This window comes from Streptomyces sp. NBC_01198 (assembly GCF_036010485.1).
Lineage (GTDB): Bacteria > Actinomycetota > Actinomycetes > Streptomycetales > Streptomycetaceae > Actinacidiphila.
In genome coordinates this window covers 2,483,717-2,507,799 of the sequence record NZ_CP108568.1, presented here as the reverse complement: position 1 = coordinate 2,507,799, position 24,083 = coordinate 2,483,717, and the positions used below count along the sequence as shown (strand labels likewise).

The following is a 24,083-nucleotide window of genomic DNA, read 5'->3' as shown; positions in this document are numbered from 1 at the left end:
TGACCAGTAAAAATCCTGTTCGCGCCACGAGGAGCACCACCATGGGACAGCTTGAGGGCAAGACGGCCGTCGTGACCGGCGGCACCACCGGCATCGGCCTGGCCACCGCGGAGCGCTTCGCTGCGGAGGGCGCGTACGTCTTCATCACCGGCCGCCGCCAGGAGGCACTCGACGCGGCCACGGCCAGGATCGGCCACAACGCGGTCGGCGTGCGGAGCGACATCTCCGACCTGGCCGACCTGGACCGGCTCTACGCGGCCGTGGCCGAGCGGGACCGCCGTATCGACGTGCTCTTCGCCAACGCGGGCGTCGGCGAGTTCGCCACCCTGGAGCAGGTCACCGAGAAGCACTTCGACGAGACCTTCGGCATCAACGTCAGGGGCACCCTCTTCACCGTCCAGAAGGCGCTGCCGCTGCTGAACGACGGCGCCTCGGTCATCCTGACGTCCTCCACCGCGGGCAGCGTCGGCAACGAGGCCTTCGGCGTCTACGGGGCCTCCAAGGCCGCGATCCGCTCCTTCGCCCGCACCTGGGCCGCCGAGCTCAAGGGCCGCTCGATCCGGGTCAACGCCTTCAGCCCCGGCACGATCGACACCCCCGGCATCGACGGCCTCGCCGCCGACCCCGAGGGCGCCGAGCAGCTCAAGTCCCACCTGGTCGGGTCCATCCCGCTGGGCCGCATCGGACGGCCGGACGAGGCCGCCGCCGCCGTCCTCTTCCTCGCCTCCGACCAGAGCTCCTTCGTCACCGGCATCGAGCTCTTCGCCGACGGCGGAACCAATCAGGTCTAGCCACCGCCCCCGCCCCCCACCGGGCCGGGAGCCGGCTCACGGAACGGAACGCCGCCGTGCCGTGCGGGCTCCGCGGCCGGTGGGCGGTCACCACCGACAGCCGGCGACAAACCTTCGACGATGGGCCACACGACATGCGACTGGGACTGACGGGGATCTGGAGCATCGAGCTGCGGATGGCGGATCCGCACGAGATCGCCGACGCCGCCGCCGAGCTGGACGAGCTGGGCTGGGGCGCGCTGTGGATCCCGGGCCTGGGTGGCGGCGACATCCTCGGCGACTCCGAGCACCTGCTGCGGGCCACGCGCTCGGCGGGGGTGGCCGTCGGGGTCGCCGGCATCTGGCGCCACCCGGCGGCCGACATGGCCGCGGGCCACGCGCGCCTGCAGACTGCCTACGGCCGGCGGCACCTGCTCGGCCTCGGCGTGAGCGACCCGGCGGCCGCCCAGGACGCCGGACGCCCGTTCCGGCCGCTGGCCGACATGGCCGGCTACCTCGACAGCCTCGACCAGGCTCCCGTGCCGGTCCCGGCGGGGGAGCGGATGATGGCCGCGCTCGGCCCGAAGATGACCGAGCTGGCGGGCCGGCGCACCGCCGGGGTGCACCCGTTCATGGTCACCCCGGAGTATTCGGCCGCCGCACGGGAGCAGCTGGGCGACGGGCCGCTCATCGCCCCGTACCAGGCCGTCGTCCTCGAACGGGACCCGGCGAAGGCCCGTACCGCGGCACGCGACTTCCTCGGCGCCTTCCTCGGCATGGACCACTACGCCCGGAGCCTGCGCCGCCAGGGCTTCACCGAGGACGACCTCGCCGGCGGCAGCGACCTGCTGATCGACAGCGTCGTGGCCTGGGGCGACACCGACGCCATCGGCAGGCGCGTCCGCGCCCACCACCAGGCCGGCGCCGACCACGTCTGCCTGCACGTGGTGGGCGCCGGCTCGGGGATGCCGCTGCCGGAGTGGCGCGCACTCGCCCCGCTCACCGGAGCCCGGCCCTGAGGATCCGGCGCGGTGGGTCCGAGGGGGCGCAGGGAGGCCTGCGCACCGCGGCGACGCACCGCCTGACGGGCACCCCGCGGCGATACCGCAACCGCCCGGCGGCCGCACCGGCGGCGATCGTCACCGCCGGTCGCGGTCCCGGTCGAGGACGCGCGAGCGGAAGAAACCGACCGGATCGAAGCCGCCCTCGGCCCACCCGCCGGCGAGAGCGCCGACCGCGCCGACCACCGCCACGACCACGAACGCGCCGAACCCGACGAACCAGCCGGCGAAGCCGAGAGCGATGCCGTAGATCATCCCTGCCAACGCGTAGCTCATCCGGCGCTCTCCGTAGGTTCGGCACTCCCTGTCGCCCGCCGTGCGGCCCGCGCGGCGGGACCGGCCGCGCGCACGGCGCCCTGCCTCCCGCTACTGCACACGCTGCTCTCCGTCGTCGTCGTCCTGCTCGTCGGGGAGCTTCACATCGCCGATCGCGATGTTGACCTCGACCACTTCGAGCCCGGTCATCCGCTCGACCGCCGCGATCACGTTCTCCCGCACCTCGCGGGCGATATCGCTGATCGAGACGCCGTACTCGACGACGATGTCCAGGTCGAGCGCCGTCTGCACCTCGCCGACCTCGGCCTTGACACCGCGGGAGACCGAGGTCCTGCTGCCGGGCACCCGGTCCCGGACCGCGCCGAAGGTGCGGGTCATGCCCACACCCATGGCGTGCACGCCGGGCACCTCCCGGGCGGCCATGCCGGCGATCTTCTCCACCACGCTGTCCGCGACGGTGGTACGGCCGCGACTGGCCGGGGGGCCGAGCGCCTTACGGCCCGAGGCGCCCTTCTCCGCTGCCCTTCCCTCGGCGGGAGAGGGGCCACGGTCCTGCTCCTGCGTACCTCGCTGAGCGTCTGTCATCGCGAGTCCTCCCTGCGTCCGTACTGCTCCAGGCGCCACGCTAGGCCGATATGTCCCGTAGCGCTCCGGGGATACGGCCAGGAGGTGCCGGACCGCCCGCCGAACGGGTGGTGAGCGCGGAGCCGGCGGGACGCTGCGCCGCACGGCGGGGCCGGCACGGGTGGCCGGGCGACTCTGTCGCCGCCACGGGAGATATCCGCTCTCGGAGTGGCGTCGCGGCATGCGGTCGGATCTTCCGCGAGCCTTCGGCGGGCGCGGGCCGAGCGGAACGGAGGGGGGCCGCGGCGGGAATCCGCCCCCGGGTCCTGGCTGCATACGCCCGGGCGATGAGTAAATCTGACGTCCCAAGTACAGAAATCCCGGCGGGCCGCAGTGAGCCTTTTACGTCCCCGGCGGCATGGCAATCAAATTTCTGAACGCCACCACTCCCACGTGCTAAGGTTTGCATCAGTTGCAGTTGTGGTTCCCAAAGACTTCAAGTGCCCTCGCCGCCATCCGCAGTGGGAGCGCTTTTGTATTTCCGGTTGTTTTTTTCCGGATGGGGTAATCATCGCGGCGACGCGGCGTCCGCACAATGCGGATTCCGGGTACTGCCCCTGAAGGAGAATGTGATATGGCATCTGGCACCGTGAAGTGGTTCAACGCGGAAAAGGGTTTCGGCTTCATCGAGCAGGACGGTGGCGGCGCTGACGTCTTCGCCCACTACTCGAACATCGCCGCGTCCGGGTTCCGCGAGCTGCAGGAGGGCCAGAAGGTGAACTTCGACGTCACGCAGGGCCAGAAGGGCCCGCAGGCGGAGAACATCGTTCCCGCCTGACGCTGACGCGTTCAGCAGGCCGGGTCCCGCACCTAGGGGTGCGGGACCCGGCCTGCTGCTTTGGAGGGCGGCGGCCTTCGTACATTCATTTCCATCGGTTCGTTCTTGTGCTCCTGGTCGCGGCTTGCAGCCGCCCGGGATTCCTCGACGTACCGCATCGAGGAAAGGTTCTCCATGAACCGCACATACCGCACGACGGATCGAACTTCCCGTACCCGCTCCACCGGCTCGGGCTCCGGCTCCGGCTCAGGCCGTGGCGGCTACCGCGGCCAGGCCCCCAGCCGCTCCGGCGGCCAGTCCCGCTCCGGCGGCTACGGCGGCCGCAGGCCCTCGGCCCCGCAGGGCGAGTTCGCCCTGCCCGTCACCCTGACCCCCGCGCTGCCCCCGGTGGAGACCTTCGCCGAGCTCGACCTGCCGGCGGCACTGCTGACGTCACTGGGCAGGCAGGGGATGGCCGTGCCGTTCCCGATCCAGGGCGCGACGCTCCCCAACTCCCTGGCGGGCCGCGACGTGCTGGGCCGCGGCCGCACCGGTTCCGGCAAGACGCTGGCCTTCGGCCTGGCACTGCTGGCCCGTACCGCCGGTCAGCGCGCCGAGCCCGGCCGTCCGCTGGCCCTGGTGCTGGTCCCGACGCGGGAGCTCGCCCAGCAGGTCACCGACGCGCTCACCCCGTACGCCAGGGACCTGCGGCTGCGGCTGACCACCGTCGTCGGCGGCATGTCCATCGGCCGCCAGGTCAGTGCCCTGCGGGCGGGCGCCGAGGTCGTCGTGGCGACTCCCGGCAGGCTCAAGGACCTCATCGACCGCGGTACGTGCCGGCTGGACCAGGTCGCCATCACCGTGCTGGACGAGGCCGACCAGATGGCCGACATGGGATTCATGCCGCAGGTCACCGCCCTGCTCGACCAGGTACGCCCGGACGGCCAGCGGATGCTGTTCTCCGCGACGCTGGACCGCAACATCGACCTGCTGGTGCGCCGGTACCTCAGCGACCCGGTCGTGCACTCCGTCGACCCCTCCGCGGGCGCGGTCACCACGATGGAGCACCACGTCCTGCACGTGCAGAGCACGGACAAGCAGGCCACGACGACCGAGATCGCGGCTCGCGACGGCCGGGTGCTGATGTTCCTTGACACCAAGCACGCCGTGGACAAGCTCACCGCGCACCTGCTCCACAGCGGGGTACGGGCGGCCGCGCTGCACGGCGGCAAGTCGCAGCCGCAGCGCACCCGCACGCTCGCACAGTTCAAGAGCGGCCACGTGACCGTGCTGGTCGCCACCAACGTCGCCGCCCGCGGCATCCATGTCGACGACCTCGACCTGGTCGTCAACGTCGACCCGCCGAGCGACCACAAGGATTACCTGCACCGCGGCGGACGCACCGCCAGGGCGGGCGAGTCCGGCCGCGTCGTCACCCTGGTCGTCCCCAGCCAGCGCCGCGAGATGACCCGGCTGCTGGCCACGGCCGGCATCACCCCGCACAGCGCCCAGATCCACTCCGGCGAGGCCGAGCTGAGCCGTATCACCGGCGCCCGCACCCCCTCCGGTGTGCCCGTCACCATCACCGAGCCGGTCGCCGACCGCCCCAGGCGCAGCACGTCACCGTCCTCGCGCGGCCGCCGCAGCCGCCCCGCGCAGGCCAGGCGCGCCACCCGGCCGGCCCTGGCCACGGGTAACCCGCCGCGCCGCAGCGCCCTCAGCCCGGCGGCGTGAAATCTGCCGGGCGGCGCACCTCCCGGCCGCCCGGCTCCCTCCCGCCCCGTCCCCCGCCTCCTCCCCCTTCATCTGCGAGGTCCCATGCGCTGCATCATCGCCCGCTTCGCCTTCGACCTGACCAAGTCCGACGTGCAGGCGTCGATGAAGGGCGTCAAGCCCGAACTGATCACGGGGGAGTCCGTGATCATCAGCCGGCGGCACTACCCCGTCAAACAGGTGGGAGAGGTCATCACCCGCCAGGACCGGCGTGACTTCAGCGCCGCCGAGGTGACCCGCGCCCTCCACCGCCTCGGCTTCACCTGCCGCAGCACCGACGTGACCGCCGGGCTCGGCTGAAGCAGACCGCTTCCACGCGCGAGCCGTCCCCCCCCACGGTGTGCGCCCGCTTTCCCCGGCCCGAGTGCGGACAGACGACGAATTCCCCCGGAGACGCGCGACTCGCGAAGAACTGCCCACCGCACCTCGACAGCCCAGGAAGGTACAAAATGGCCACCGGTACGGTGAAGTGGTTCAATTCCGCCAGAGGTTTCGGTTTCATCGAGCAGTCGGACGTCGGTACGGACGTCTTCGCGCACTACTCGAACTTCGTCGACCGTGAGCTGCCCGGGCTGACCGAGGGCCAGAGGGTGACCTTCGACATCGCGCAGAACCCGAAGGGGCTGTGCGCGGAGAACATCGCCTGTTCCTGACACCGAGCGGGCGCGCCGAGCTCCGTGCTCGCGCCTGATGCGTTCAGGACCGGTCCTCCGGGTACTGGTCCTCCGAGCACTGGTCCTCCGAGCACTGGTCCTCCGAGCACTGGTCCTCAGGACCTCCCGGGAGCGATCTCGGCGAGCAGGCCCTCAACGAGCACCCTGATCGCGTCGCGGATCGGGCGCACGGCCTCGACGCCCTGCCCGGCCGGGTCGTCGAGCGTCCAGTCCAGGTAGCGCTTGCCGGGGAAGACGGGGCAGCTGTCGCCGCAGCCCATCGTGACGCACACGTCGGACTCGCGGACCGCGTCGGCGGTCAGCACCTTCGGGATCTCCGCCGAGATGTCGATGCCGACCTCGGCCGTCGCCGCCACGGCGGCGGGGTTGACGGCCTCGCCGGGAGCGGACCCGGCAGAGCGGACCTCGACGCGGTCGCCGCCCAAATGGGTGAGCCACGCGGCGGCCATCTGCGAGCGCCCTGCGTTGTGCACGCAGACGAACAGGACGGACGGCCTGCCGCCCGGGGTCCCGGACACGACAGTCCCTGCGGTGGTCCCGGGCACGAGCGGCCCTTCCGTGGTCCCGGGCACGAGCGGCCCTTCCGCCCCGCGGGCGGCACGGGCCACCCACGGCGTCAGCGCCCGCTCCCGTCAGCGGACGACGGTGTGACGGTATCCCGAGGTCCAGCCGGGACTTCCGGCGCACCTCGCCGAACGGGCTGCCACCGGCCCCGCTAATGCTCCTTGAGAGTGACCTTTGCGGGTGACCTTCCCCCCGCCCCCGTGTTGAGGCCCGCCCGGACGGCCGACGGTCACGAAGCTGGTGCGTCCCGCCTGCTGTCCCAGCGGGCGCCAGGAGAGATGGGGCGTGATGGGCGGAGAACACCTCGACACCCGACTGCTCGAGGAACTGACCGAGCAGTCGCAGGACCTGAACAGCGACGCCGTACGCATCACCCGAGCGGCGCTCGACGACTTCGCGGACGCCACTGGACCGCAGCCGCGGCGCTGGTGGCGGCGCGGCAGCACGGTCGCCGCCGCGGCCGGCGCCGCGGCCCTGACGACCTCGATGCGCGCCGCCGCGGCCACGTCGAACACCGACGTCATGGCGCTCCAGACCGCCGCGTCGATCGAGAACCTGGCGATCAGCGTCTACCAGACCGCCTCGGGCCTGCCGTTCATCAAGAACGGCAACAAGACGATCGCGGCCTTCATCACCAAGACCACCACCCAGCACCAGGCGCACCTGTCGGCGTTCAACGCCGCGGTCACCCAGGCGGGCGGCGCGACGCAGAACGCCCCGGACCCGAAGTACGCGGCGGTGGTGAAGAAGGCGCTGCCGACCCTCAAGACCTCCGCCGGCGTGGTGGCGCTCGCCATCACCCTGGAGGACGTGGCGGCGCAGACGTACACCAAGAACGTCAGCCAGGTCAGCAGCGCCCAACTGCGCAAGCTCTTCGCCTCGGTGGCCCCCGTGGAGGCCCAGCACCGGGCGACGCTGCTCGCCGTCCAGACACTGCTCGCCGACAACCTGGGCGACCTGATCGCCATCCCGACCGACGTCGCCAAGCTTCCCGCGGCGGTCGGCAGCGTCGGCTTCCCCGACGCCTTCTACCCGACCAAGAACGCCTCGCCGATCACCGAGGGGGCCGTGAAGTGACCACCGCACGCGACAGCTGGGAACTGCCGATCACCGAGGGCCAACTCGCCCGGCTCACCCGCGAGATGGAATCCGCCCACCGCGAGACGCTGCCCGCCATGCGCGCGGGTGCGGTGGATCTCGCCGAGGAGGTCCACGAGCGCGGCGCCCGAAGCGGCGACGGCCCGCTCGACGCGGGCCGGCGCCGCTTCCTGGCCGGCGCCGGCGGTCTGGCCGCAGCCCTTGCACTGGCCGCCTGCTCCAGCAGCGACAAGAACACCTCGTCGTCGGTCAAGGGCGTCGGCGCCGCCTCGACCTCGCCCTCCTCCTCCGGTGGCAGCACCTACACCGGTGACCTGAAGATCGTCGCCCTCGCGGTGGCCCTGGAGAACCAGGCGGTCGGCGCCTACCAGTCCACGCTGACCGCGGCCAAGGCGGGCACGCTCGGTACGGTGCCGCCCGCCGTGACCTCCTTCGTGACCACCGCGATGGCCCAGCACGCCGACCACGCCAAGGTATGGAACGCGGTGCTGACCGGCGCGGGCAAGCCCGCGATCACGAACGTCCCGCTGTCCAACCAGCCCGCCACCCTCGCGGCCCTGAACAAGGCCACAACGGTCGCCGACATCGCCAAACTGGCCCTGCAGCTGGAGAACCAGGCCGCGCAGACCTACCTCTTCGCCACCTTCAACGTGAAGTCCGCCGCCGGTATCGCCACCGCGGCGACCATCGCCCCGGTCGAGGCGATGCACGCGGCGATCCTGCACTTCGTCCTCGGCCAGTACCCGGTCCCCGACGACTTCCTCCCGACCGACAAGGCCGCCAGCCCCGCACTCCTGACCGTCTGAGCACGCCGGGCCCGTACGCATTGCTGCCCCGCCGGAGATCCGGCGGGGCAGCAATGCGTACGGGCCCGGGGGCCTTTTGCGGACACGGAGCCTTTTCCAACCTGCCAAAGGAGCTGCGCACTTGGGGTGACAGCGAGGTGAAGCCCCTGGTAGATGGGTTTTCGACCAAGAGAACCGTGTCCACCAGAGGCTTCGCATGCTTGTCTACCCGTCCGGCGTGGACGTGTCCAGTTCCGCTCTCCGCTTCCTTGCAGATCAGTTGCGGCGGCACCGCCGTGCCATCAACTCCCGCTGGCGGCGGCACCGCCGTGCCATCAACTCCCGCTGGCGGCGGCACCGCCGTGCCAGCAACTCCCGCTGGCGACGGCTGACCGCCGGCCGCCAAGCCCTTCTCACCCTCGCCCACCTGCGCGTCGGACACACCTACGCCCAGCTCGCCAGCGGGTTCGGCGTGGGGACCACGACGGCATACCGCTATGTCGCCGAGGCCGTCGACCTCCTGGCCGTCCTCGCTCCCACCCTGGCCGATGCCGTCCGCACCGCCTCGACGAAGGCGTTCGTGCTCCTGGACGGCACGCTCCTGCCGATCGACCGCACCGCCGCGGACCGGCCCTTCTACTCCGGGAAACACAAGAAACACGGCATGAACGCGCAGGTTCTCACCGATCCGTTCGGCCGACTGCTATGGGCCTCGCCGGCCCTGCCCGGAGCCGTCCACGACATCCGAGCGGCCCGCGAGCACGGCATCATCGACGCCTTCGATCGGGCCCACGTCACCTGCTGGGCCGACAAGGGCTACCGCGGCGCCGGCGGCACGGTCCGCATCCCGTACTGGGGCCGATGGGAGACGCTCTCCCCGGGACAGAAGGCGGTGAACCGCTCCCACGCGAAGATCCGTGCCCTCGTCGAACAGGCCATGGCGACCCTCAAGAGCTGGCGGCTCCTGCGCAAAATCCGGTGCTCCACCACCCGGATCACCGCCCTCGTCCAGGCCGTCCTCGCCCTGCATCTGGCCAGCTCAGACCGATGATGGAAAAGGCTCAGTTTCCGCCCAGAGCGACCGCCAGGGCCACGTCCAGCAGGATCTTGCCCGGATCGTGCACCGCCCTCGCGCGTCGCCACGGCGTCAGCGCCGCCGATATCGCCTGGTCAAGCCCCACCTTGCGAGCCGTTCCGATCGGCAAAACAGCCCCGGCCTGGGACACCACCTCCCGGCCACCGCCTCAACGCGGATACGCGGGTAGGACCCTATACGCTGCTTCACCTGGGAAGTGCCTCCGGCGATGGCGGGAACAAGGATCTCGACAATCCTCATTCTTGCTGGTCAGAGGCGCTTTCTGTTGTCCTGACCACCCGTCGGACAACCCGCTCATGAAAGCCCGAGGTTAGCGATCCGCCTCCGTGCCGTTGCTGTCAACGCTGCTGGCTTGACCGGACCTTGAGCCAACCGGGGACAGTGGCGATGTCGGGCCCGATTCGCCGGTCTCTCGACGGCGGTCCCGCCACTCGAAACCTTCGTACATCAGGACCCCGAAGACGAACGTACCGACTCCCCCGATCACCAGACCCCGCGCGTGAATGCCGCTCTCCCAGACGTTCAGGGCATCGATCCACACGGCCATGAGCAGAGCCCTGCCAACATTGGCCAAGCGCAACTTGCCACCCCTCTCCCATAGTTCAGATCGCGTCTCCGAGTCAGGCCGCCCGACCAAGGTCTCTCCGGCGGCGGGCCCCGCGCGCCTGGAGGCGAACGGGAGACCGCCAGGATGCCCTACTCGAATCGTCCGCGCTCTTGGAACACCGGCCCTCAGCCCTCCGGCGACGCTGAACCGTCAAGGACGCGATCACCGCCACCATCACGACGCTGCCCGAGCAACTGCGCAAATCGCTGACGTGGGACCGGGGCACGGAACTGGCCCAGCACGCCCAACTCCGCGTCGACGCCGGACTCCAGATCTTCTTCGCCGACCCGCACAGCCCCTGGCAACGGGGCACCAATGAGAACACGAACGGTCTGCTGCGGCAGTACTTTCCCACGTTCGCGTGTGAGGCAACTTTCCCGCTACCGGATGGCGTGGTCGGTGTGGGTCTGGTCGTACTGGTGTCGTGCCTCGGCAATGATGGCGCGGTGCGTGAGAGACCAGTCGGCGAGTGCTTTGACCAGGTGGGTCAGGCTGGCCCCGGTCTCAGTAAGGCGGTAGTCGACCTGGGCCGGGACGGTCGGGTACACGGTGCGGAGGACGAGTCCGTCGCGTTCCAGTCTGCGCACGGTGAGGGTGAGCATGCGCTGGGAGATTCCGTCGATCGCGCGCTGCAGCTCCCGGAAGCGGCGAGGCCCGCTGGCGAGTTCGACGATCACGAGTACCGACCACTTGTCCCCGATGCGGTCCAGGACATCGCGGATCCCACAGTCCGGGTGATCTTCGTGCCCGCAGGGATCGAGGTCGGCGGGTGCGGCGGTTACCTCAGTGTGCGTGGGTGACATCAAACTGCCTCCTTGTGGCTGGTACATGGGCGGATAAGGATCAAGCGTAGTTGCCGAAGAGAACCACAACGGAAGACTGTGACTGACATGATCTTGGTGACCGGAGCTAACGGGAACCTCGGCTCGGCCACTCTGGCAGCGCTGCGTGCCCGTGGTGCGACCGCTATAGGCGGCAGCCGCACCCCGGGTGACGGGATGCGGCGGCTCGATTTCGACGACCACTCCGGCATTGGCCTTGGCGGTGTATCGACCCTGGTGCTGATCTCCGCCGGCTATGCCGAGGACGACCAGGTCATCGGGCGGCACGCGGCTGTCCTGGACGCTGCCGCACGAGAGGGCGTCCGGCATGTCATCTACACGAGCCTGACCCATGCCGGCGACCATCTCGGTTTCGCACTGGCACACCGTGTGACCGAACGGCTCGTGTGCGCTTGCGGCTTGCCGTGGACGATCCTGCGCAATGGCCTCTACGCCGAACTCTTCGGCGGTCTGCTGATGTGGTCCGACAACGGGGTGGAGTCCGCATTCGGCGACGGTGCCCTGGCCGCGGTCGCTCGTGCGGACCTCGCCGAGGCTACGGCGATCATCTCAGCGGATCCGACACAACACAGCGGGCGCACCTACGATCTGGTCGGCACGCCGATCACAGCGGCGGACGTAGCCGACCGGCTCGGAGTCCCGCACCGGACCATCGGCCTTGGCGAGTACCGGCGCAGGCTTCTCAACGAGATGCCGGAGTTGCTGCCGTTCCAGCCGCCCATGCTCTCCTCGATTGCGACCAGCATCCGGCACGGCTTCCTGGACGGCATCAGCCCCGATCTCACTGACGTCCTCGGCCGCCCAGTTTGCGACCCACTGGCTACGGCTGTCGCAGCCGCTTCTGCTACGAGACCGGGGCCAGCCAGATAACGGCGGGCAGCACACGTCCTGCAACGACATGACTTCTCCCGGTGATCGTCCTGGGAGAACCCACGAGCGTCATCACGGAGTTGCTCACCACGACGAGGCCCGCCGTCCGTCCGCCGATCGTGGAACCGATCGGCATCCGGTGTTCCCCGTGACAGCCATGTGGTGCCTGCTCAGAAAGACACTTCATGCATCACTGCAGTCGGGTGGGCAAGGGCATACGTCAGGGGCGTGGGGTCGGCTCCCACTATGGCCGAGACGGGGGGAGGATCGCGCGGAGCAGCCCTGGAAACGAGGCTTCCATTTCCGCGGTGCGCAGCACGTTGAGGGCTTGCCCGCCTTGACGGTGGGTGGCGATGATGCCCGCTTTGCGGAGGATCTTGAAGTGGTGGCTGAGGGTGCTCTTGGCCACCGTGGTATCGAATCGGCCGCACGCGATCGCTGTGTCCGACCCACTTAGCTGCCGGACGAGATCCAGGCGCACCGGGTCGGCAAGGGCATGCAGGACAGTGGTGACCTCCAGAGAAGCAGAGGCCTGCGGGTCCGATGTCATGGTTCCTCCTCGGCTTTCAGACTACCCCCCTTGTTCCATGAACGTCGAACTCGCTCTAAAGTAGTTCTATGACTATAGAACTCCGTCGTGGTGTCGTGGTGCTCGCGCTGATCGCGGCCTTCATGGTCTTCGTCGACGGCACGATCGTGAACCTCACACTCGCTCAACTTGCCTCGCGCCTGCACGCCTCCCGCTCCGAGCTGGAATGGGCTGTAAACGCCTACACCCTTACCTTCGCTGCGGTAATGCTCGGTGCCGGCGCGATCACGGACACCCTCGGTGCGAAGCGGGCGTTCGTGACAGGCTTGCTGGTCTTCACCGCGTCCTCTGCGATCTGCGCGGCCGCCCCCTCGATGCTGGTCCTCAACGTCGCCCGACTGGTCCAGGGCGCAGGCTCCGCCCTTCTTCTGCCCAGTGCGCTCGTCCTGGCCACCGCATCCGCGACCGATGAGCAAGTACGGCACCGGCTCGTCGGCTGGTGGGCCGCTGCAGGGGGCATCGGAATGGCCGCTGGACCGCTGTTGGGCGGGGCGCTCGTCGCGCTCGCCGACTGGCGGGCCGTGTTCGCCGTCAACGTGGTCATCGGGATCCCCGCCGCAGTCTGGAGCATTCGCTCGATGCCTGCCATCGCGCGTGGCAGTCGGCGCCTCGACATCGCCGGCATGGGCGCCGCGACCGTACTGATCGGCGGGCTGGTCTTCGCGCTCATCGAAGCCCCCACGCAGGGTTGGCTGAGCCCCATGGCCATCACCTCCGCCGCGCTGAGCGGAGCCGGGCTCGCCGGCTTCGTCTGGGCCGAACGGTCCACCCGGACACCACTTTTGCCGCCGGGCGTCTACTCTGACCGCGGATTCGTCGCAACAGCCGCACAAGGCGCATTGTTCAACTTTGCCTTCTACGGGCTGCTGTTCGCGATGAGCCTGATGCTCCAGCAAGGCCGCGGGCTCAGCTCCCTGGTCAGCGGGCTGCTGTTTCTGCCTCTGACCGGCCTCATCTCGATCGGCAGCGTCTGCGCCGCCCCATTCGCCCAACGCATCGGACGTCGCGCTGTTCTGGGCATCGGCCAGGCCGTCCTGACCACCACGTTCCTCGCGATGGCTTGGGCCAGTACCTCACCCGCGCTGTGGCCACTGGTGCTTGCGCTTCTTCCCGCCGGGTTCAGCTCGGGACTGCTCGTGCCCACCATGACCTCGCGGTCCATCGCGGCCGTCGAACCCGCCCTGCACGGTGCCGCCTCCGCAGTGTTCAACACCTCCCGCCAGATCGGTGCAGCCATCGGCATTGCCACCTTCGGCCCACTCCTCGGCGCCACGCACAACCTCAGGGCCGGGTTCATCACCTGTCTGGTCGTCGCCGCCGCCGCCGCCGCGGCCTCCCTCCTACTGACCGCGCTTACACGGCCGGCCACCGTTGCCGCGCCCACAGGCAGCCTGAATGCCCAAGCACCATGTGCAACATCGGCCCATGACACTCCCGACAACCTGTCCGAACACGCCTGACAGTCCAAGAGGAACTGCGCTTGATCCGCTTTGACGGACATTCGAGATCAGGGGTTCTGCCCCGGGAGGATGTCCATCATGGAGAGCATGGGGAAGAAGAAGCCTCGCCCTCGCCGCTCGTTCACGCCGGAGTTCAAGGCCGAGATCGTGGAGCTTTGCCAGCGCGGTGACCGCTCGATGGGTCAGATCGCGAAGCTTAGATTCAACCGGTCGGAGCAACAGTGCTGGTTGAGGACGGTATACGTGGCGAGACTGGGTCGGCCGGGGATGTCGGACGAGATGAAGTCCGACCTGTGGCGGCGGTGGAGGGCCGGGGAGTCGATCAGCGTCATCTCACGGCAGATCGGCAAGCCGCCCGGCTCGGTGTTCACCGTCCTCAAGCACCACGGAGGAATCGCTCCAGCGGCTCGCAAGGCGCGGCCTGGAAGCCTGACCGTGGGCGAGCGGGTGTCGGCGTACAAGTGAACGTGCACCACCGCGTACGGATGAAAGTGCACCGTTGTTGATGCGGTGAGGTAGGTGTCGCGGGAGTCTTCTGTCGTCTTGTTCTGGGTCGGTGGAGGGCGGCGAGGGTGGTCTTGGATCCGCATCGCTGGTTGGAGCTGAGGCGGTTTCGCGGTCTGTATGAGTCCGGTGCGATGAGCTTGCGGGAGATCGCGAAGGAGACGGGGCTGAACCGTCGCACGGTCGGCAAGTACTTGTCGGGCGAGACGCCGGTCGCGCCGCCTCGGCGGGCTCCCAACGGTCAGACGTATCAGCGGGTGGTGGACGAGGTCGCGCCGTTGATCGACGCGATGCTGCGGGCCGAGATCCTGCTCAAAGGGGCGGTGATCCACGAGCGGCTGGTGGCGGAGTACGGGTTCACCATCAACTACCAGCGGGTCAAGATCTACTTGCAGGAGGCCCGGCCTCGGATCGCGGAGGAACTGGGCATCAGCCCGGGTGAGCTGGCGGGGCTGCACCGAAGGTTCGAGGTGGTGCCCTGGGCCCAGGCCCAGGTTGACTGGGGTGGTGCGACACGAGGTCTCGTATATGAGTGAACTCGCAGATTGGAGGCCGGTTATGCCGGTTGCGTAGTTCTCGGTCAGTGTTCGAGACCGATCTCCGCTCTGACGTGCGTTCGCGGGTCCTGCCCGTCGAGGGTGCGAAGCTCAGGGAAGACGCCCAAGGGCCCCCGATCCGTCAGGGGGAGCAACCGGGCAAGGAGAAGGCCGGACGGACGAACGCGAGTGAACCCCCTGTGATGCCTCGTCATCGACAAGCCCGGGAAGACGGGATGAATACCGGGTGATAGGACCTGGCCGCTGGAAGAGGCGGCGAGCGACGACCGGAGCCTGCCCCGTCGGTCGTGTGAACACCGCTGGTCCCGGGGTTTAGGGGGCGTCCTCCCCGGTCGCGTCTTGTATGCGTGGAACGTGGAAACCCCGTCGGGGTCCCGGCCCTGAGGCCGGGTAGGCCGATCGTGAGAGGGGCGTAAGTCCCCGGCGGGACAGGAAGTCCAAGAAGCGGATGCCGGCTGCCGAAAGGCAACGGGACTCGTGACATCACGGCTGCCCCTCCAGGCGGCTGTCACGGGGAACCGGCCGGATGCCGGTCGAGACGACCGGGCCCGAAAGGGCGCTGACGTGGACTGGTGAGCCTTTGAACGCCTAGTACTCCAGTTCGACTTCGTGATCTAGGTGGGCGAGAAGGCGGCAAGACGTCGTCGGTAGTGGCAGCGTCTGGCCTGTGCTTGGTGGCGTCTGCGCCAGATTGACCAGGCCAGCAGCGTGGTCACTGATGCGGCTGGTCGTTTCTGCAGGGCGCCGAGCAGGTGGCGGATCTCCGGGATGGTCAGGTCGATCGGGTCGCTGCTGCGGGCGGGACGGTTCGGATCCGCGCTTCTGGCGGGCTTCGTGCTGGCTGCGACGGCGGCCAGGAAGGCCAGCGCGAGCATGGCGAGTGTGATGTGGCGGTGCCAGGCGGTCCAGTGGCGGACCTGGTAGTGGTCCAGGCCGACCTGGCCTTTCGCGGCTTGGAAGCACTCTTCTATGCACCACCTGATCCCGGCGACGCGCACCAATGCTGACAGGGCTACTTGTCCCGGTGACCAGCACAGATAGAAGGCGAGTTCACCGGTTGCGGGGTTGCTGCGGATCAGCAGGCAGCGGTTGGCGTCGGGGCCGATCTGTACCCAGGCCCAGTCGTAGTAGCGCGGGCCCTTCGCCCCGGCGCCGGCGCTCTGTCGGTGCCAGGCGTCCGGGGGCAGGGCGGTTGCCGCGGCGTCGGCCCGCAGGACGGTGCGGTCCTGGTTGATGTGCACGCGGGTGGTGCAGGCGACCGCCAGGACGTAGCCGACCCCCCGCGCCTCCAACGCGGAGCGAAGCTGCGGGTCCTGGCCGTAGACCTCGTCGCCGGTCACCCAGGAGGACTGGCATCCCGCGTCCAGGGCAGCTTCGATCATCTGCAGGGCCAGGCGGGGCTTGGTCGCGAACTCGATGTCCTCGGGAACGCCGGAGCCCGAACGGCGCTCGGAGTCCTTGCACCAGGTGTGCTCGGGCAGGTAGAGCCGACGGTCGATCAGCGCCCTTCCCTGGTCGGAGGCGTAGGCGAGAAACACTCCGACCTGGGCATTCTCGATTCTTCCGGCGGTGCCGGTGTACTGCCGCTGGACGCCCGCCGAGCGGTCGCCCTTCTTCAGGAACCCCGTCTCGTCCACGATCAGCACCCCACCGCCGCCCAGGTGCTCCAAGACATAGGAGCGGACCTCGTCACGCACCTCGTCGGCATCCCAGCGTGCGCTTCGCAGTAGTCGCTGCATCGCGCCGGGGCGCTTGTGTCCTGCCTGTTCGGCCAGCAGCCAGCAGTTCTTGCGTTCGACGCCGGACAACAGTCCCAGAACGAACGCCCTTGCCGTCGCCCGGGGTTCAACGCGCTGGAACCGGCCCGCGATGCGGGCCATGGCCTGGTCGAACATCGCCCGCCAGCGGGCAGGGTCTACGCTATGGCCCGCGGCCACCGCACCATCCTCAGGAGTCCACACAACCTCTGATGATCATGCGGTGGCCGTACCTATTCCCAGCCCTGCTCCTGCGTCGCTTCGGACGTGATGCGACGCCGTGTCCTATTCGGAGCCGGGGCCGTCGAGGAAGCGATGCAGTACGGCGGCCTCCGTGCGGAGCCGCGCGGCTCGATCAGCGTGCGCGGGCGCAGTCAACTGCGCTGCAACCTCCAGTCGCTCGGCGGCCTCGGCGCGCACGATATCCACCACACTGCGCTCGCTCAGCTCACGCCGCGCTGCTTCGGTGGTGCCGACACCAGCCGGCGAATGCTCAAGGGCCACGCCGCGGAGCTCAGCTTCGTCGACGGGCACCGCCTCAGCGTTGCCCAGCGCAGCAAGCGTTGCGCGCAGGGCACTCACCGCGGCCTTGTCACGGGCGCGCATCGCTTCCGGCAGTGCTTGACGCATACGAAGACGTAGAGACATGCCGGTGACCTTATGGCGGCACCGCCGAACCCACAACGCGATATACGTGCGCCACCAGACTTCCCGCCAGGTGAGGCGCTACAGCCCCGACAAGATCGCAAAGTCAGACTGTAGTACTAGGCGATGACCTTCTGAGGTCGAGAAGAGCAACGGTCAGGAGACCGTGTGCGTTTTGGCAGGTACAAGAAAGGCTCTGACCGGCATCTCTGCTGGTCAGAGCCATTTTCCGGAAGTGCCCCCGGCAGGATTCGAACCTGCGCACACGGCTCCGGAGGCCGTTGCTCTATCCCCTGAGCTACGGGGGCGACGGGAAGAACAGTACCAGTTCGGGGAGGGTGGGCCCGACAGGGTTTGGGTGGGGTGGTGGGGGGTGCCGGGGGAGGGGGGTCACTCCTCGCGGGGAAGAAATGGGCAAAACGCGGACGCATCAGTAGTCGCCCGCTTACGCTTCGGGGTGTGGCGGGTGCGTCCGGCCGGGTGCTTGTTGTGGATGACAACAAGGTGATCCGGCAGTTGATCAGGGTCAACCTGGAGCTGGAGGGCTTCGAGGTCGTGACCGCGGCTGATGGTGCCGAGTGCCTGGAGATCGTGCACAGCGTGCGGCCGGATGTGGTGACGCTGGACGTCATGATGCCGCGGTTGGACGGGGTGCGCACGGCGGCACGGTTGCGGGCGGACGCGGATCCGTGGACGCGGGACGTCGGGATCGTGATGGTCAGCGCCGGGACGCTGCCGGAGGGGACCGGGGGGCCGCGTGGGGTGGACGCGTATGTGGGGAAGCCCTTCGAGCCGGCCGAGCTCGTGGAGACCGTACGGCGGTTGATACGGCGCGGGCCCGAGGCGCGAGAGCAGCCTGCGGCCGGCCAGGAACCCGATCCGGGGGCGGACGCGGACGCCGAGGCGGAGGCCGACGCGGATTCGCGTGGTCAGAGGGGACAGCGGGGACAGACCGCCGCCGCCCCCGGGGGCGGCTGAGCTCCCGGCGATCCGGGTAGCCACCCGGGCCAGCGACACCCCTCCGGGAAGGCGCCCACGTCGGGCACGTGCCTCGCCCGGCTGCCCGCCCGAGCGAGCCCCGCAACCGCTGGCCCGCACGAGCGAGCCCGGTTCCGCGCCCCCGCGCGCAGGACGCCGCCGCCGCAGGCGGCGCGCCCCGGGGGCCCGGGCCGACGCACCGGCACCCCCGGCGCCCGGGGGAAAACCCGGTCGCCGTCAGAGGGGTCGTCTCGCCTACGCTTTGAGCGTGACCCCCGCCGAACTGTCGTGGACCGTGCTGAGCACGGTCCGGCGTGCCGTCGCGGCGGAGGAGTTGCAGGTCGCGGTGCCGGAAAAGGTCGTGGTGCAGCGGCCGCCCCGGCCGGGGTGCGGGGACTACGCCACCAACGTGGCGCTGCAGCTCGCCGGGCAGGCCGGGCGGAGCGCGTACGAGGTCGCCGAGATCCTGGCCGTGCGGCTCGCGAAGGAGCCGGGCATCGCCCAGGTCGAGATCGCCGGCGCCGGCTTCCTGAACATCACGCTCAGCGCCCGGGCGTACGCCGACGTCGTCCGGCAGGTGCGCGAGCAGGGGGCGGGCTACGGGCGCGGTGACGCTCTCGCGGGTGACGCGGTCACGGTCGTGGCCGAGCCGCCGGGGGCAGTACGCGCCACCCTGGTCGCCGAGGCGGTCAACGCGCTGCTGCGGGCCGCGGGCGCCCCGCCCGGCGGCCGCCGGGAGAGCCTCAGCGTGGCCGAACCCGAACCCGAACCCGAGCCCGCCCGCCAAGAGCAGCCGCACGACCCCCACCGCCTCGGCCCGGACGCCGCCCGCTGGGCCCTGCTCCGGCCCCCCGCCGAGGACGCGCCCCGCCCCACCTCCGCCCTGCTCGACCAGCGCGAGGCGAACCCGCTCTTCCGGGTCCGCTACGCCCACTCCCGCACCCGCGCGGTGCTGCGCAACGCCCACGACCTGGGCGTACGCGTCGAGGCCGCGGCCCGGGACCCGTATCGGCACCCGGCCGAGACGGAACTGCTCGGGCTGATCGCCGACTTCCCCCGGGTCGTCGAGACCGCCGCCCGCCGCCGCGCGCCCGATCGGCTCGCACGGCATCTGGAGCGGCTGGCCGACGCCTATCTCAGGTTCCAGGACGAGTGTCCCGCGCTGCCCAAGGGGGACGAGAAACCCTCGGCCGTCCACGCAGCACGGGTACGCCTCGCCGACGCGACCGGCATCGTGCTGGCGGGCGGCCTGCACCTGCTGGGCATCAGCGCCCCGGACCACCTCTGACGCCCGTAGCCACCCCGCCGCTGCCCCGCTTCAGCCCCGACCACCTCTGACGAGTTACGCACCAGAACGAGAGAGCCAGCCGTGAGCCGATCAGCACACCCCGCAGGGCCCCGCCACGCCGACGTCCTGCCCGAGGGCCACTACGCCGCCCCGCCCGCCGACCTCAACCGGCTGGACGCGCACATCTGGTCCCGTACCGTCACCCGGAACGCGGACGGCGCCGTCGAGGTCGGCGGGATCGACGTACGGGATCTGGCGGCCGAGTTCGGCACGCCGGCGTACGTCCTGGACGAGGCGGACTTCCGGGCGCGCTGCCGGGCGTGGCGGGCGGCGTTCGGGCCGGACGCCGACGTCTTCTACGCCGGCAAGGCGTTCCTGTCCCGGGCAGTGGTGCGCTGGCTGCACGAGGAGGGGCTGAATCTCGATGTGTGCTCGGGCACCGAGCTGGCCGTCGCGCTGGACGCCGGGATGCCCGCGGAGCGCATCGCGATGCACGGCAACAACAAGAGCAACGCCGAGATCGACCGGGCGGTCGGGGCCGGGGTCGGCCGGATCGTGCTGGACTCCTTCCAGGAGATCGTCAGGGTCGCGGCGGCCGCCGAGCGGCACGGGCGGCGGCAGCCGGTGCAGATCCGGGTGACGGTCGGCGTCGAGGCGCACACCCACGAGTTCATCGCGACCGCCCACGAGGACCAGAAGTTCGGGCTCGCGCTGGCCGGCGGGCAGGCCGCGGAGGCGGTGCGCCGGGTGCTGAAGCTGGAGAGCCTGGAGCTGATCGGCATCCACAGCCACATCGGCTCGCAGATCTTCGACATGGCCGGTTTCGAGGTGGCCGCCCGCCGGGTGGTCTCGCTGCTGGCCGGGATCCGCGACGAGCACGGGGTGCAGCTGCCGGAGATCGACCTGGGCGGCGGCCTCGGCATCGCCTACACCGCAGACGACGACCCCGCCGAGCCGCAGCAGATCGCCAAGGCGCTGAGCGAGATCGTGGCCCGCGAGTGCGAGGCGGCCCGCCTCGACCTGCCGCGGCTGTCGGTCGAGCCGGGCCGGGCCATCGTCGGCCCGACCGCCTTCACCCTCTACGAGGTCGGTACGGTCAAGCCGCTCGAAGGCCTGCGCACCTACGTCAGCGTCGACGGCGGGATGTCGGACAACATCCGTACCGCGCTGTACGACGCCGAGTACAGCGTCGCGCTGGTCTCCCGGCGCAGCGACGCCGAGCCGATGCTCAGCCGGGTGGTCGGCAAGCACTGCGAGAGCGGCGACATCGTGGTCAAGGACGCGTTCCTGCCCTGCGACCTGGCGCCCGGCGACCTGATCGCGGTGCCGGCGACGGGCGCGTACTGCCGCTCGATGGCCAGCAACTACAACCATGTGCCGCGTCCGCCGGTGGTGGTGGTCGCGGACGGACGGCCGCGGGTGATCGTCCGCCGGGAGACGGAGGAGGACCTGCTGCGGCTCGACGTCGGCTGAAAGCGGCCGGACCGCGCCCACCAGTCGGTAAAGAGGATCTGCGGCAGGTGCGCGCCCGGCGCGACGAAACAGCGCGAGATCGCCGGGCGGACGGTAAATCTCACGGTCCGCCCGGCCGGTCTCGCAATCCGGACAAGGCGTGGCTTCTCCCATCCGGTGCGTGAGACTGGTTCCCTCCACGCTGTACGGGACCGGGGAGCCGGGACCGTACCCACGCGACACGAGAGTTGTACGAGAGACGAGGTCGGATGATGCGTACGCGTCCGCTGAAAGTGGCGCTGCTCGGTTGCGGTGTGGTCGGCTCCGAGGTCACGCGCATCATCACGACGCAGACGGCGGACCTCGCCGCCCGGATCGGCGCGCCCATCGAGCTGGCCGGTATCGCGGTGCGCCGCCCCAACCGGGTCCGCGAGGGCGTGCCCGCCGAACTGCTCACCACCGACGCCACCGCGCTGGTCAAGAGCGGCGACATCGACGTCGTGGTCGAGGTCATCGGCGGCATCGAGCCGGTGCGTACGCTGATCACCACCGCGTTCGAGCACGGCGCCTCCGTGGTGTCGGCCAACAAGGCGCTGCTCGCCGCGGACGGCGCGAGCCTGCACGCCAAGGCCGCCGAGCACGGCGTCGACCTCTACTACGAGGCCGCCGTCGCCGGTGCGATCCCGCTGATCAGGCCGCTGCGCGAGTCGCTGGCCGGCGACAAGGTCAACCGGGTGCTGGGCATCGTCAACGGCACCACCAACTTCATCCTCGACAAGATGGACTCCACCGGCGCCGGCTACAGCGAGGCGCTGGACGAGGCCACCGCGCTGGGTTACGCCGAGGCCGACCCCACCGCCGACGTCGAGGGCTTCGACGCCGCCGCGAAGGCCGCGATCCTGGCCGGCATCGCGTTCCACACCCGGGTCACCATCGACGACGTGCACCGCGAGGGCCTCACCGAGGTCACCGCGGCCGACATCGCCTCGGCGAAGAAGATGGGCTGCACGGTCAAGCTGCTGGCCATCTGCGAGCGCGCCCGCGACGGCCGCTCGGTCACCGCCAGGGTGCACCCGGCCATGATCCCGCTCAGCCACCCGCTGGCCTCCGTACGCGGGGCCTACAACGCCGTCTTCGTCGAGGCGGAGGCGGCAGGGCAGCTGATGTTCTACGGTCCCGGCGCCGGCGGTGCACCCACCGCCTCCGCCGTCCTCGGCGACCTGGTGGCCGCCTGCCGCAACAAACTGGCGGCGACCACCGGTGCCGGCGAGTCCGCTTACACGCAACTGCCGGTGAGCCCGATGGGGGATGTGGTCACCCGCTACCACATCAGCCTCGACGTGGCGGACAAACCGGGCGTCCTCGCACAGGTCGCCACGGTGTTCGCCGAGCACGACGTGTCCATCGACACGGTGCGTCAGCAGGGCAGAAATCAAGGCAGCGGCGACGACGCCGCGGTCGAGCAGGGCGACGCCGGGCGCCGCGGGGCCGGGGAGGCCTCCCTCGTCGTCGTCACCCACCGCGCGCATGACGCCGCCCTCTCGGCGACCGTCTCCAGCCTGCGGAAACTCGACACGGTGCACGGCGTCGCCAGCATCATGCGTGTGGAAGGGGAGTAGACCCGCAATGAACGGAACAATCGACCAGCCCCGAATGTCGGGCACCCACCAGTGGCGCGGCATCATCGAGGAGTACCGCGACCGGCTCCCGGTCGGCCCGGACACCCCGGTGGTCACGCTGCTGGAGGGTGGCACCCCGCTGGTACCCGCCCAGCTGCTGTCGGAGCGCACCGGCTGCGACGTGTACCTCAAGGTCGAGGGCGCGAACCCGACCGGGTCCTTCAAGGACCGCGGGATGACCATGGCCATCTCCAAGGCCAAGGAGGACGGCGCCCAGGCCGTCATCTGCGCCTCCACCGGCAACACCTCCGCCTCGGCCGCGGCCTACGCCGTACGCGCCGGCATGGTCTGCGCGGTGCTCGTGCCGCAGGGCAAGATCGCGCTCGGCAAGATGGGCCAGGCGCTGGTGCACGGCAGCCGCATCCTCCAGGTCGACGGCAACTTCGACGACTGCCTCGACCTTGCCAGGGGGCTCAGCGAGAAGTACCCGGTGGCGCTGGTCAACTCCGTCAACCCGGTGCGGATCGAGGGGCAGAAGACCGCGGCCTTCGAGATCGTCGACGCGCTCGGCGACGCGCCCGACCTGCACCTGCTGCCGGTCGGCAACGCGGGCAACATCACCGCGTACTGGCGGGGGTACCGTGAATACGCGGCGGACGGGATGGCCACCCGCAAGCCGCGGATGTGGGGCTTCCAGGCGTCGGGCTCCGCGCCGATCGTCAACGGCGCCCCGGTGCGCAGCCCGCAGACGATCGCCACGGCGATCAGGATCGGCAATCCCGCGTCCTGGCAGTACGCGGAGGAGGCCAGGGACGAGTCAGGCGGTGCGATCGAGGCGGTGACGGACCGCCAGATCCTGTCCGCGTACCGCCTGCTGGCGGCGAAGGAGGGCGTCTTCGTCGAGCCCGCCTCCGCGGCGTCGGTCGCCGGCCTGCTCAAGGCCCTCGAAGAGGGCCGCGTCGACCCGGGCCAGCGCATCGTCTGCACGGTCACCGGCAACGGCTTGAAGGATCCGGACTGGGCGGTGGCGGGGGCGCCGCGACCCTTGACGGTCCCCGTCGACGCCGACACCGCTGCGCGGAGCTTGGGCCTCGTCTGACCTGGCCCCTTCCGCCCCGGGCACCCATCCGCTGGCCGCGGCGGCCTGACGGTTCCCCTTCGCAGGGGGTGCCCTTCCGCGGGGCGCGGTGGCCGTGCGGTTCCCCTTCGGCAAGGGGGTGCCCATCAGGGGCGCGGGGAACTGCGCGACCAGCCCGCCACCGGGCGGTGGTCCGGATCGGACCGAACGGCCCCTTTGGGTCGGTGCCGACCCGCGCCCCCGGTGGGGGCTTGTCGCGCAGTTCCCCGCGCCCCTTGGGGTGGTGGCGGTCCGTCGCCACCCGACGGTCGTGGTGGGTTGCGCGCGCCGTTCCCCGCGCTCCTGGAGCGCACCGCCCT

Annotated in this window: 25 protein-coding genes, 1 tRNA gene and 2 pseudogenes; 19 read left to right on the top strand and 9 right to left on the bottom strand. The window is 70.2% G+C overall.

What is annotated here, in order from left to right; translation table 11 throughout:
* The first annotated feature begins 41 nt into the window (after window positions 1-41).
* Window positions 42-791, top strand: a complete 750-nt coding sequence (locus OG702_RS11145) for an SDR family oxidoreductase (RefSeq protein WP_327288698.1) — start codon at window positions 42-44, stop codon at window positions 789-791.
* Between the two features lie 134 nt (window positions 792-925).
* Window positions 926-1,789, top strand: a complete 864-nt coding sequence (locus OG702_RS11140; protein ID WP_327288696.1) for a TIGR03620 family F420-dependent LLM class oxidoreductase — start codon at window positions 926-928, stop codon at window positions 1,787-1,789.
* A 120-nt stretch (window positions 1,790-1,909) separates the two neighbouring features.
* On the opposite strand, the gene OG702_RS11135 is transcribed toward OG702_RS11140, so the two are convergent.
* Window positions 1,910-2,107, bottom strand: coding sequence for a hypothetical protein (locus OG702_RS11135; RefSeq protein WP_327288695.1), 198 nt, complete (start codon window positions 2,105-2,107; stop codon window positions 1,910-1,912).
* 90 nt (window positions 2,108-2,197) lie between these two features.
* Complete coding sequence (locus OG702_RS11130) at window positions 2,198-2,692, bottom strand: Asp23/Gls24 family envelope stress response protein (RefSeq protein ID WP_327288694.1); 495 nt, start codon at window positions 2,690-2,692, stop codon at window positions 2,198-2,200.
* Between the two features lie 613 nt (window positions 2,693-3,305).
* Between OG702_RS11130 and OG702_RS11125 the strand changes: the two genes are divergently transcribed.
* From OG702_RS11125 to OG702_RS11110, 4 genes are all read left to right on the top strand, one after another.
* The gene (locus OG702_RS11125) at window positions 3,306-3,509 is read left to right on the top strand and encodes a cold-shock protein (RefSeq protein ID WP_033176054.1); all 204 of its coding nucleotides are present in this window, start codon (window positions 3,306-3,308) and stop codon (window positions 3,507-3,509) included.
* 174 nt (window positions 3,510-3,683) lie between these two features.
* Window positions 3,684-5,222 (top strand): DEAD/DEAH box helicase, encoded by a 1,539-nt coding sequence (locus tag OG702_RS11120; RefSeq protein ID WP_327288693.1) that lies wholly within the window; start codon window positions 3,684-3,686, stop codon window positions 5,220-5,222.
* An 84-nt stretch (window positions 5,223-5,306) separates the two neighbouring features.
* Window positions 5,307-5,561 (top strand): SCO5918 family protein, encoded by a 255-nt coding sequence (locus OG702_RS11115; protein WP_442814380.1) that lies wholly within the window; start codon window positions 5,307-5,309, stop codon window positions 5,559-5,561.
* A gap of 149 nt (window positions 5,562-5,710) precedes the next feature.
* Window positions 5,711-5,914: a cold-shock protein gene (locus OG702_RS11110; protein WP_327288692.1), complete on the top strand. Its 204-nt coding sequence runs from the start codon at window positions 5,711-5,713 to the stop codon at window positions 5,912-5,914.
* 116 nt (window positions 5,915-6,030) lie between these two features.
* On the opposite strand, the gene OG702_RS11105 is transcribed toward OG702_RS11110, so the two are convergent.
* Window positions 6,031-6,453 (bottom strand): arsenate reductase ArsC, encoded by a 423-nt coding sequence (locus OG702_RS11105; protein WP_327288691.1) that lies wholly within the window; start codon window positions 6,451-6,453, stop codon window positions 6,031-6,033.
* A gap of 334 nt (window positions 6,454-6,787) precedes the next feature.
* Between OG702_RS11105 and OG702_RS11100 the strand changes: the two genes are divergently transcribed.
* From OG702_RS11100 to OG702_RS11090, 3 genes are all read left to right on the top strand, one after another.
* Window positions 6,788-7,576, top strand: coding sequence for a ferritin-like domain-containing protein (locus OG702_RS11100; protein ID WP_327288690.1), 789 nt, complete (start codon window positions 6,788-6,790; stop codon window positions 7,574-7,576).
* Window positions 7,573-8,403: a ferritin-like domain-containing protein gene (locus OG702_RS11095; RefSeq protein ID WP_327288689.1), complete on the top strand. Its 831-nt coding sequence runs from the start codon at window positions 7,573-7,575 to the stop codon at window positions 8,401-8,403. Before OG702_RS11100 ends, OG702_RS11095 begins: the two co-directional genes overlap by 4 nt.
* A 196-nt stretch (window positions 8,404-8,599) precedes the next feature.
* Window positions 8,600-9,433, top strand: a complete 834-nt coding sequence (locus OG702_RS11090) for a transposase family protein (RefSeq protein ID WP_327288688.1) — start codon at window positions 8,600-8,602, stop codon at window positions 9,431-9,433.
* Window positions 9,434-9,446: 13 nt separating this feature from the next.
* Here OG702_RS11090 and OG702_RS11085 read toward each other — a convergent pair.
* Window positions 9,447-9,667, bottom strand: a pseudogene (locus tag OG702_RS11085) (transposase); the annotation flags it as partial.
* A gap of 567 nt (window positions 9,668-10,234) precedes the next feature.
* Between OG702_RS11085 and OG702_RS11080 the strand changes: the two are divergent.
* Window positions 10,235-10,438, top strand: a pseudogene (locus OG702_RS11080) (IS30 family transposase); the annotation flags it as partial.
* 27 nt (window positions 10,439-10,465) lie between these two features.
* On the opposite strand, the gene OG702_RS11075 reads toward OG702_RS11080, so the two are convergent.
* Window positions 10,466-10,888 carry a winged helix-turn-helix transcriptional regulator gene (locus tag OG702_RS11075; protein WP_327288687.1) on the bottom strand — a complete coding sequence of 141 codons (423 nt, stop codon included), beginning with the start codon at window positions 10,886-10,888 and terminating at the stop codon, window positions 10,466-10,468.
* A gap of 87 nt (window positions 10,889-10,975) precedes the next feature.
* Here OG702_RS11075 and OG702_RS11070 point away from each other — a divergent pair, with 87 nt between their 5' ends.
* Window positions 10,976-11,797 (top strand): NmrA family NAD(P)-binding protein, encoded by an 822-nt coding sequence (locus OG702_RS11070; RefSeq protein WP_327288686.1) that lies wholly within the window; start codon window positions 10,976-10,978, stop codon window positions 11,795-11,797.
* A gap of 244 nt (window positions 11,798-12,041) precedes the next feature.
* Here the strand turns inward: OG702_RS11070 and OG702_RS11065 are convergent, their stop codons facing one another.
* Window positions 12,042-12,347 (bottom strand): ArsR/SmtB family transcription factor, encoded by a 306-nt coding sequence (locus tag OG702_RS11065; protein ID WP_327288685.1) that lies wholly within the window; start codon window positions 12,345-12,347, stop codon window positions 12,042-12,044.
* A 68-nt stretch (window positions 12,348-12,415) separates the two neighbouring features.
* Here OG702_RS11065 and OG702_RS11060 point away from each other — a divergent pair, with 68 nt between their 5' ends.
* From OG702_RS11060 to OG702_RS11050, 3 genes are all read left to right on the top strand, one after another.
* Complete coding sequence (locus tag OG702_RS11060) at window positions 12,416-13,846, top strand: MFS transporter (RefSeq protein ID WP_327288684.1); 1,431 nt, start codon at window positions 12,416-12,418, stop codon at window positions 13,844-13,846.
* An 87-nt stretch (window positions 13,847-13,933) separates the two neighbouring features.
* Window positions 13,934-14,311, top strand: a complete 378-nt coding sequence (locus tag OG702_RS11055; protein ID WP_327288683.1) for a transposase — start codon at window positions 13,934-13,936, stop codon at window positions 14,309-14,311.
* Window positions 14,312-14,418: 107 nt separating this feature from the next.
* The gene (locus tag OG702_RS11050) at window positions 14,419-14,886 is read left to right on the top strand and encodes a hypothetical protein (RefSeq protein WP_442814379.1); all 468 of its coding nucleotides are present in this window, start codon (window positions 14,419-14,421) and stop codon (window positions 14,884-14,886) included.
* 635 nt (window positions 14,887-15,521) lie between these two features.
* On the opposite strand, the gene OG702_RS11045 is transcribed toward OG702_RS11050, so the two are convergent.
* The 3 genes from OG702_RS11045 to OG702_RS11035 all read right to left on the bottom strand — a co-directional run bounded on the left by OG702_RS11045 (window position 15,522) and on the right by OG702_RS11035 (window position 17,617).
* Window positions 15,522-16,802 carry an IS701 family transposase gene (locus OG702_RS11045; protein ID WP_442814378.1) on the bottom strand — a complete coding sequence of 427 codons (1,281 nt, stop codon included), beginning with the start codon at window positions 16,800-16,802 and terminating at the stop codon, window positions 15,522-15,524.
* A 147-nt stretch (window positions 16,803-16,949) separates the two neighbouring features.
* Window positions 16,950-17,270 carry a hypothetical protein gene (locus tag OG702_RS11040; RefSeq protein WP_327293184.1) on the bottom strand — a complete coding sequence of 107 codons (321 nt, stop codon included), beginning with the start codon at window positions 17,268-17,270 and terminating at the stop codon, window positions 16,950-16,952.
* A 275-nt stretch (window positions 17,271-17,545) separates the two neighbouring features.
* A tRNA-Arg gene (locus OG702_RS11035) sits at window positions 17,546-17,617 on the bottom strand.
* 151 nt (window positions 17,618-17,768) lie between these two features.
* On the opposite strand from OG702_RS11035, the gene OG702_RS11030 reads away from it, so the two are divergent.
* The 5 genes from OG702_RS11030 (at window position 17,769) to thrC (ending at window position 23,745) form a co-directional block, all read left to right on the top strand.
* A complete protein-coding gene (locus tag OG702_RS11030; RefSeq protein ID WP_327288682.1) occupies window positions 17,769-18,287 on the top strand; it encodes a response regulator transcription factor in 519 nt (172 codons plus the stop codon).
* Between the two features lie 268 nt (window positions 18,288-18,555).
* Window positions 18,556-19,575, top strand: a complete 1,020-nt coding sequence (gene nrtL, locus OG702_RS11025; RefSeq protein ID WP_327288681.1) for an ArgS-related anticodon-binding protein NrtL — start codon at window positions 18,556-18,558, stop codon at window positions 19,573-19,575.
* An 81-nt stretch (window positions 19,576-19,656) separates the two neighbouring features.
* A complete protein-coding gene (gene lysA, locus OG702_RS11020) occupies window positions 19,657-21,048 on the top strand; it encodes a diaminopimelate decarboxylase (RefSeq protein ID WP_327288680.1) in 1,392 nt (463 codons plus the stop codon).
* 248 nt (window positions 21,049-21,296) lie between these two features.
* Window positions 21,297-22,646, top strand: a complete 1,350-nt coding sequence (locus OG702_RS11015) for a homoserine dehydrogenase (RefSeq protein WP_327288679.1) — start codon at window positions 21,297-21,299, stop codon at window positions 22,644-22,646.
* Window positions 22,647-22,653: 7 nt separating this feature from the next.
* Window positions 22,654-23,745, top strand: a complete 1,092-nt coding sequence (gene thrC, locus OG702_RS11010; protein WP_327288678.1) for a threonine synthase — start codon at window positions 22,654-22,656, stop codon at window positions 23,743-23,745.
* Window positions 23,746-24,083 lie beyond the last annotated feature (338 nt).

What these genes read in the sequence shown, in the direction of transcription:
- OG702_RS11145 (WP_327288698.1), top strand. Translation starts at nt 42, where the DNA reads ATGGGACAGCTTGAGGGCAAGACGGCCGTCGTGACCGGCGGCACCACC.
- OG702_RS11140 (WP_327288696.1), top strand. Translation starts at nt 926, where the DNA reads ATGCGACTGGGACTGACGGGGATCTGGAGCATCGAGCTGCGGATGGCG.
- OG702_RS11135 (WP_327288695.1), bottom strand. Translation starts at nt 2,107, where the DNA reads ATGAGCTACGCGTTGGCAGGGATGATCTACGGCATCGCTCTCGGCTTC.
- OG702_RS11130 (WP_327288694.1), bottom strand. Translation starts at nt 2,692, where the DNA reads ATGACAGACGCTCAGCGAGGTACGCAGGAGCAGGACCGTGGCCCCTCT.
- OG702_RS11125 (WP_033176054.1), top strand. Translation starts at nt 3,306, where the DNA reads ATGGCATCTGGCACCGTGAAGTGGTTCAACGCGGAAAAGGGTTTCGGC.
- OG702_RS11120 (WP_327288693.1), top strand. Translation starts at nt 3,684, where the DNA reads ATGAACCGCACATACCGCACGACGGATCGAACTTCCCGTACCCGCTCC.
- OG702_RS11115 (WP_442814380.1), top strand. Translation starts at nt 5,307, where the DNA reads ATGCGCTGCATCATCGCCCGCTTCGCCTTCGACCTGACCAAGTCCGAC.
- OG702_RS11110 (WP_327288692.1), top strand. Translation starts at nt 5,711, where the DNA reads ATGGCCACCGGTACGGTGAAGTGGTTCAATTCCGCCAGAGGTTTCGGT.
- OG702_RS11100 (WP_327288690.1), top strand. Translation starts at nt 6,788, where the DNA reads ATGGGCGGAGAACACCTCGACACCCGACTGCTCGAGGAACTGACCGAG.
- OG702_RS11090 (WP_327288688.1), top strand. Translation starts at nt 8,600, where the DNA reads ATGCTTGTCTACCCGTCCGGCGTGGACGTGTCCAGTTCCGCTCTCCGC.
- OG702_RS11075 (WP_327288687.1), bottom strand. Translation starts at nt 10,888, where the DNA reads ATGTCACCCACGCACACTGAGGTAACCGCCGCACCCGCCGACCTCGAT.
- OG702_RS11070 (WP_327288686.1), top strand. Translation starts at nt 10,976, where the DNA reads ATGATCTTGGTGACCGGAGCTAACGGGAACCTCGGCTCGGCCACTCTG.
- OG702_RS11065 (WP_327288685.1), bottom strand. Translation starts at nt 12,347, where the DNA reads ATGACATCGGACCCGCAGGCCTCTGCTTCTCTGGAGGTCACCACTGTC.
- OG702_RS11060 (WP_327288684.1), top strand. Translation starts at nt 12,416, where the DNA reads ATGACTATAGAACTCCGTCGTGGTGTCGTGGTGCTCGCGCTGATCGCG.
- OG702_RS11055 (WP_327288683.1), top strand. Translation starts at nt 13,934, where the DNA reads ATGGGGAAGAAGAAGCCTCGCCCTCGCCGCTCGTTCACGCCGGAGTTC.
- OG702_RS11045 (WP_442814378.1), bottom strand. Translation starts at nt 16,802, where the DNA reads ATGTTCGACCAGGCCATGGCCCGCATCGCGGGCCGGTTCCAGCGCGTT.
- OG702_RS11040 (WP_327293184.1), bottom strand. Translation starts at nt 17,270, where the DNA reads ATGCGCGCCCGTGACAAGGCCGCGGTGAGTGCCCTGCGCGCAACGCTT.
- OG702_RS11015 (WP_327288679.1), top strand. Translation starts at nt 21,297, where the DNA reads ATGATGCGTACGCGTCCGCTGAAAGTGGCGCTGCTCGGTTGCGGTGTG.
- thrC (WP_327288678.1), top strand. Translation starts at nt 22,654, where the DNA reads ATGAACGGAACAATCGACCAGCCCCGAATGTCGGGCACCCACCAGTGG.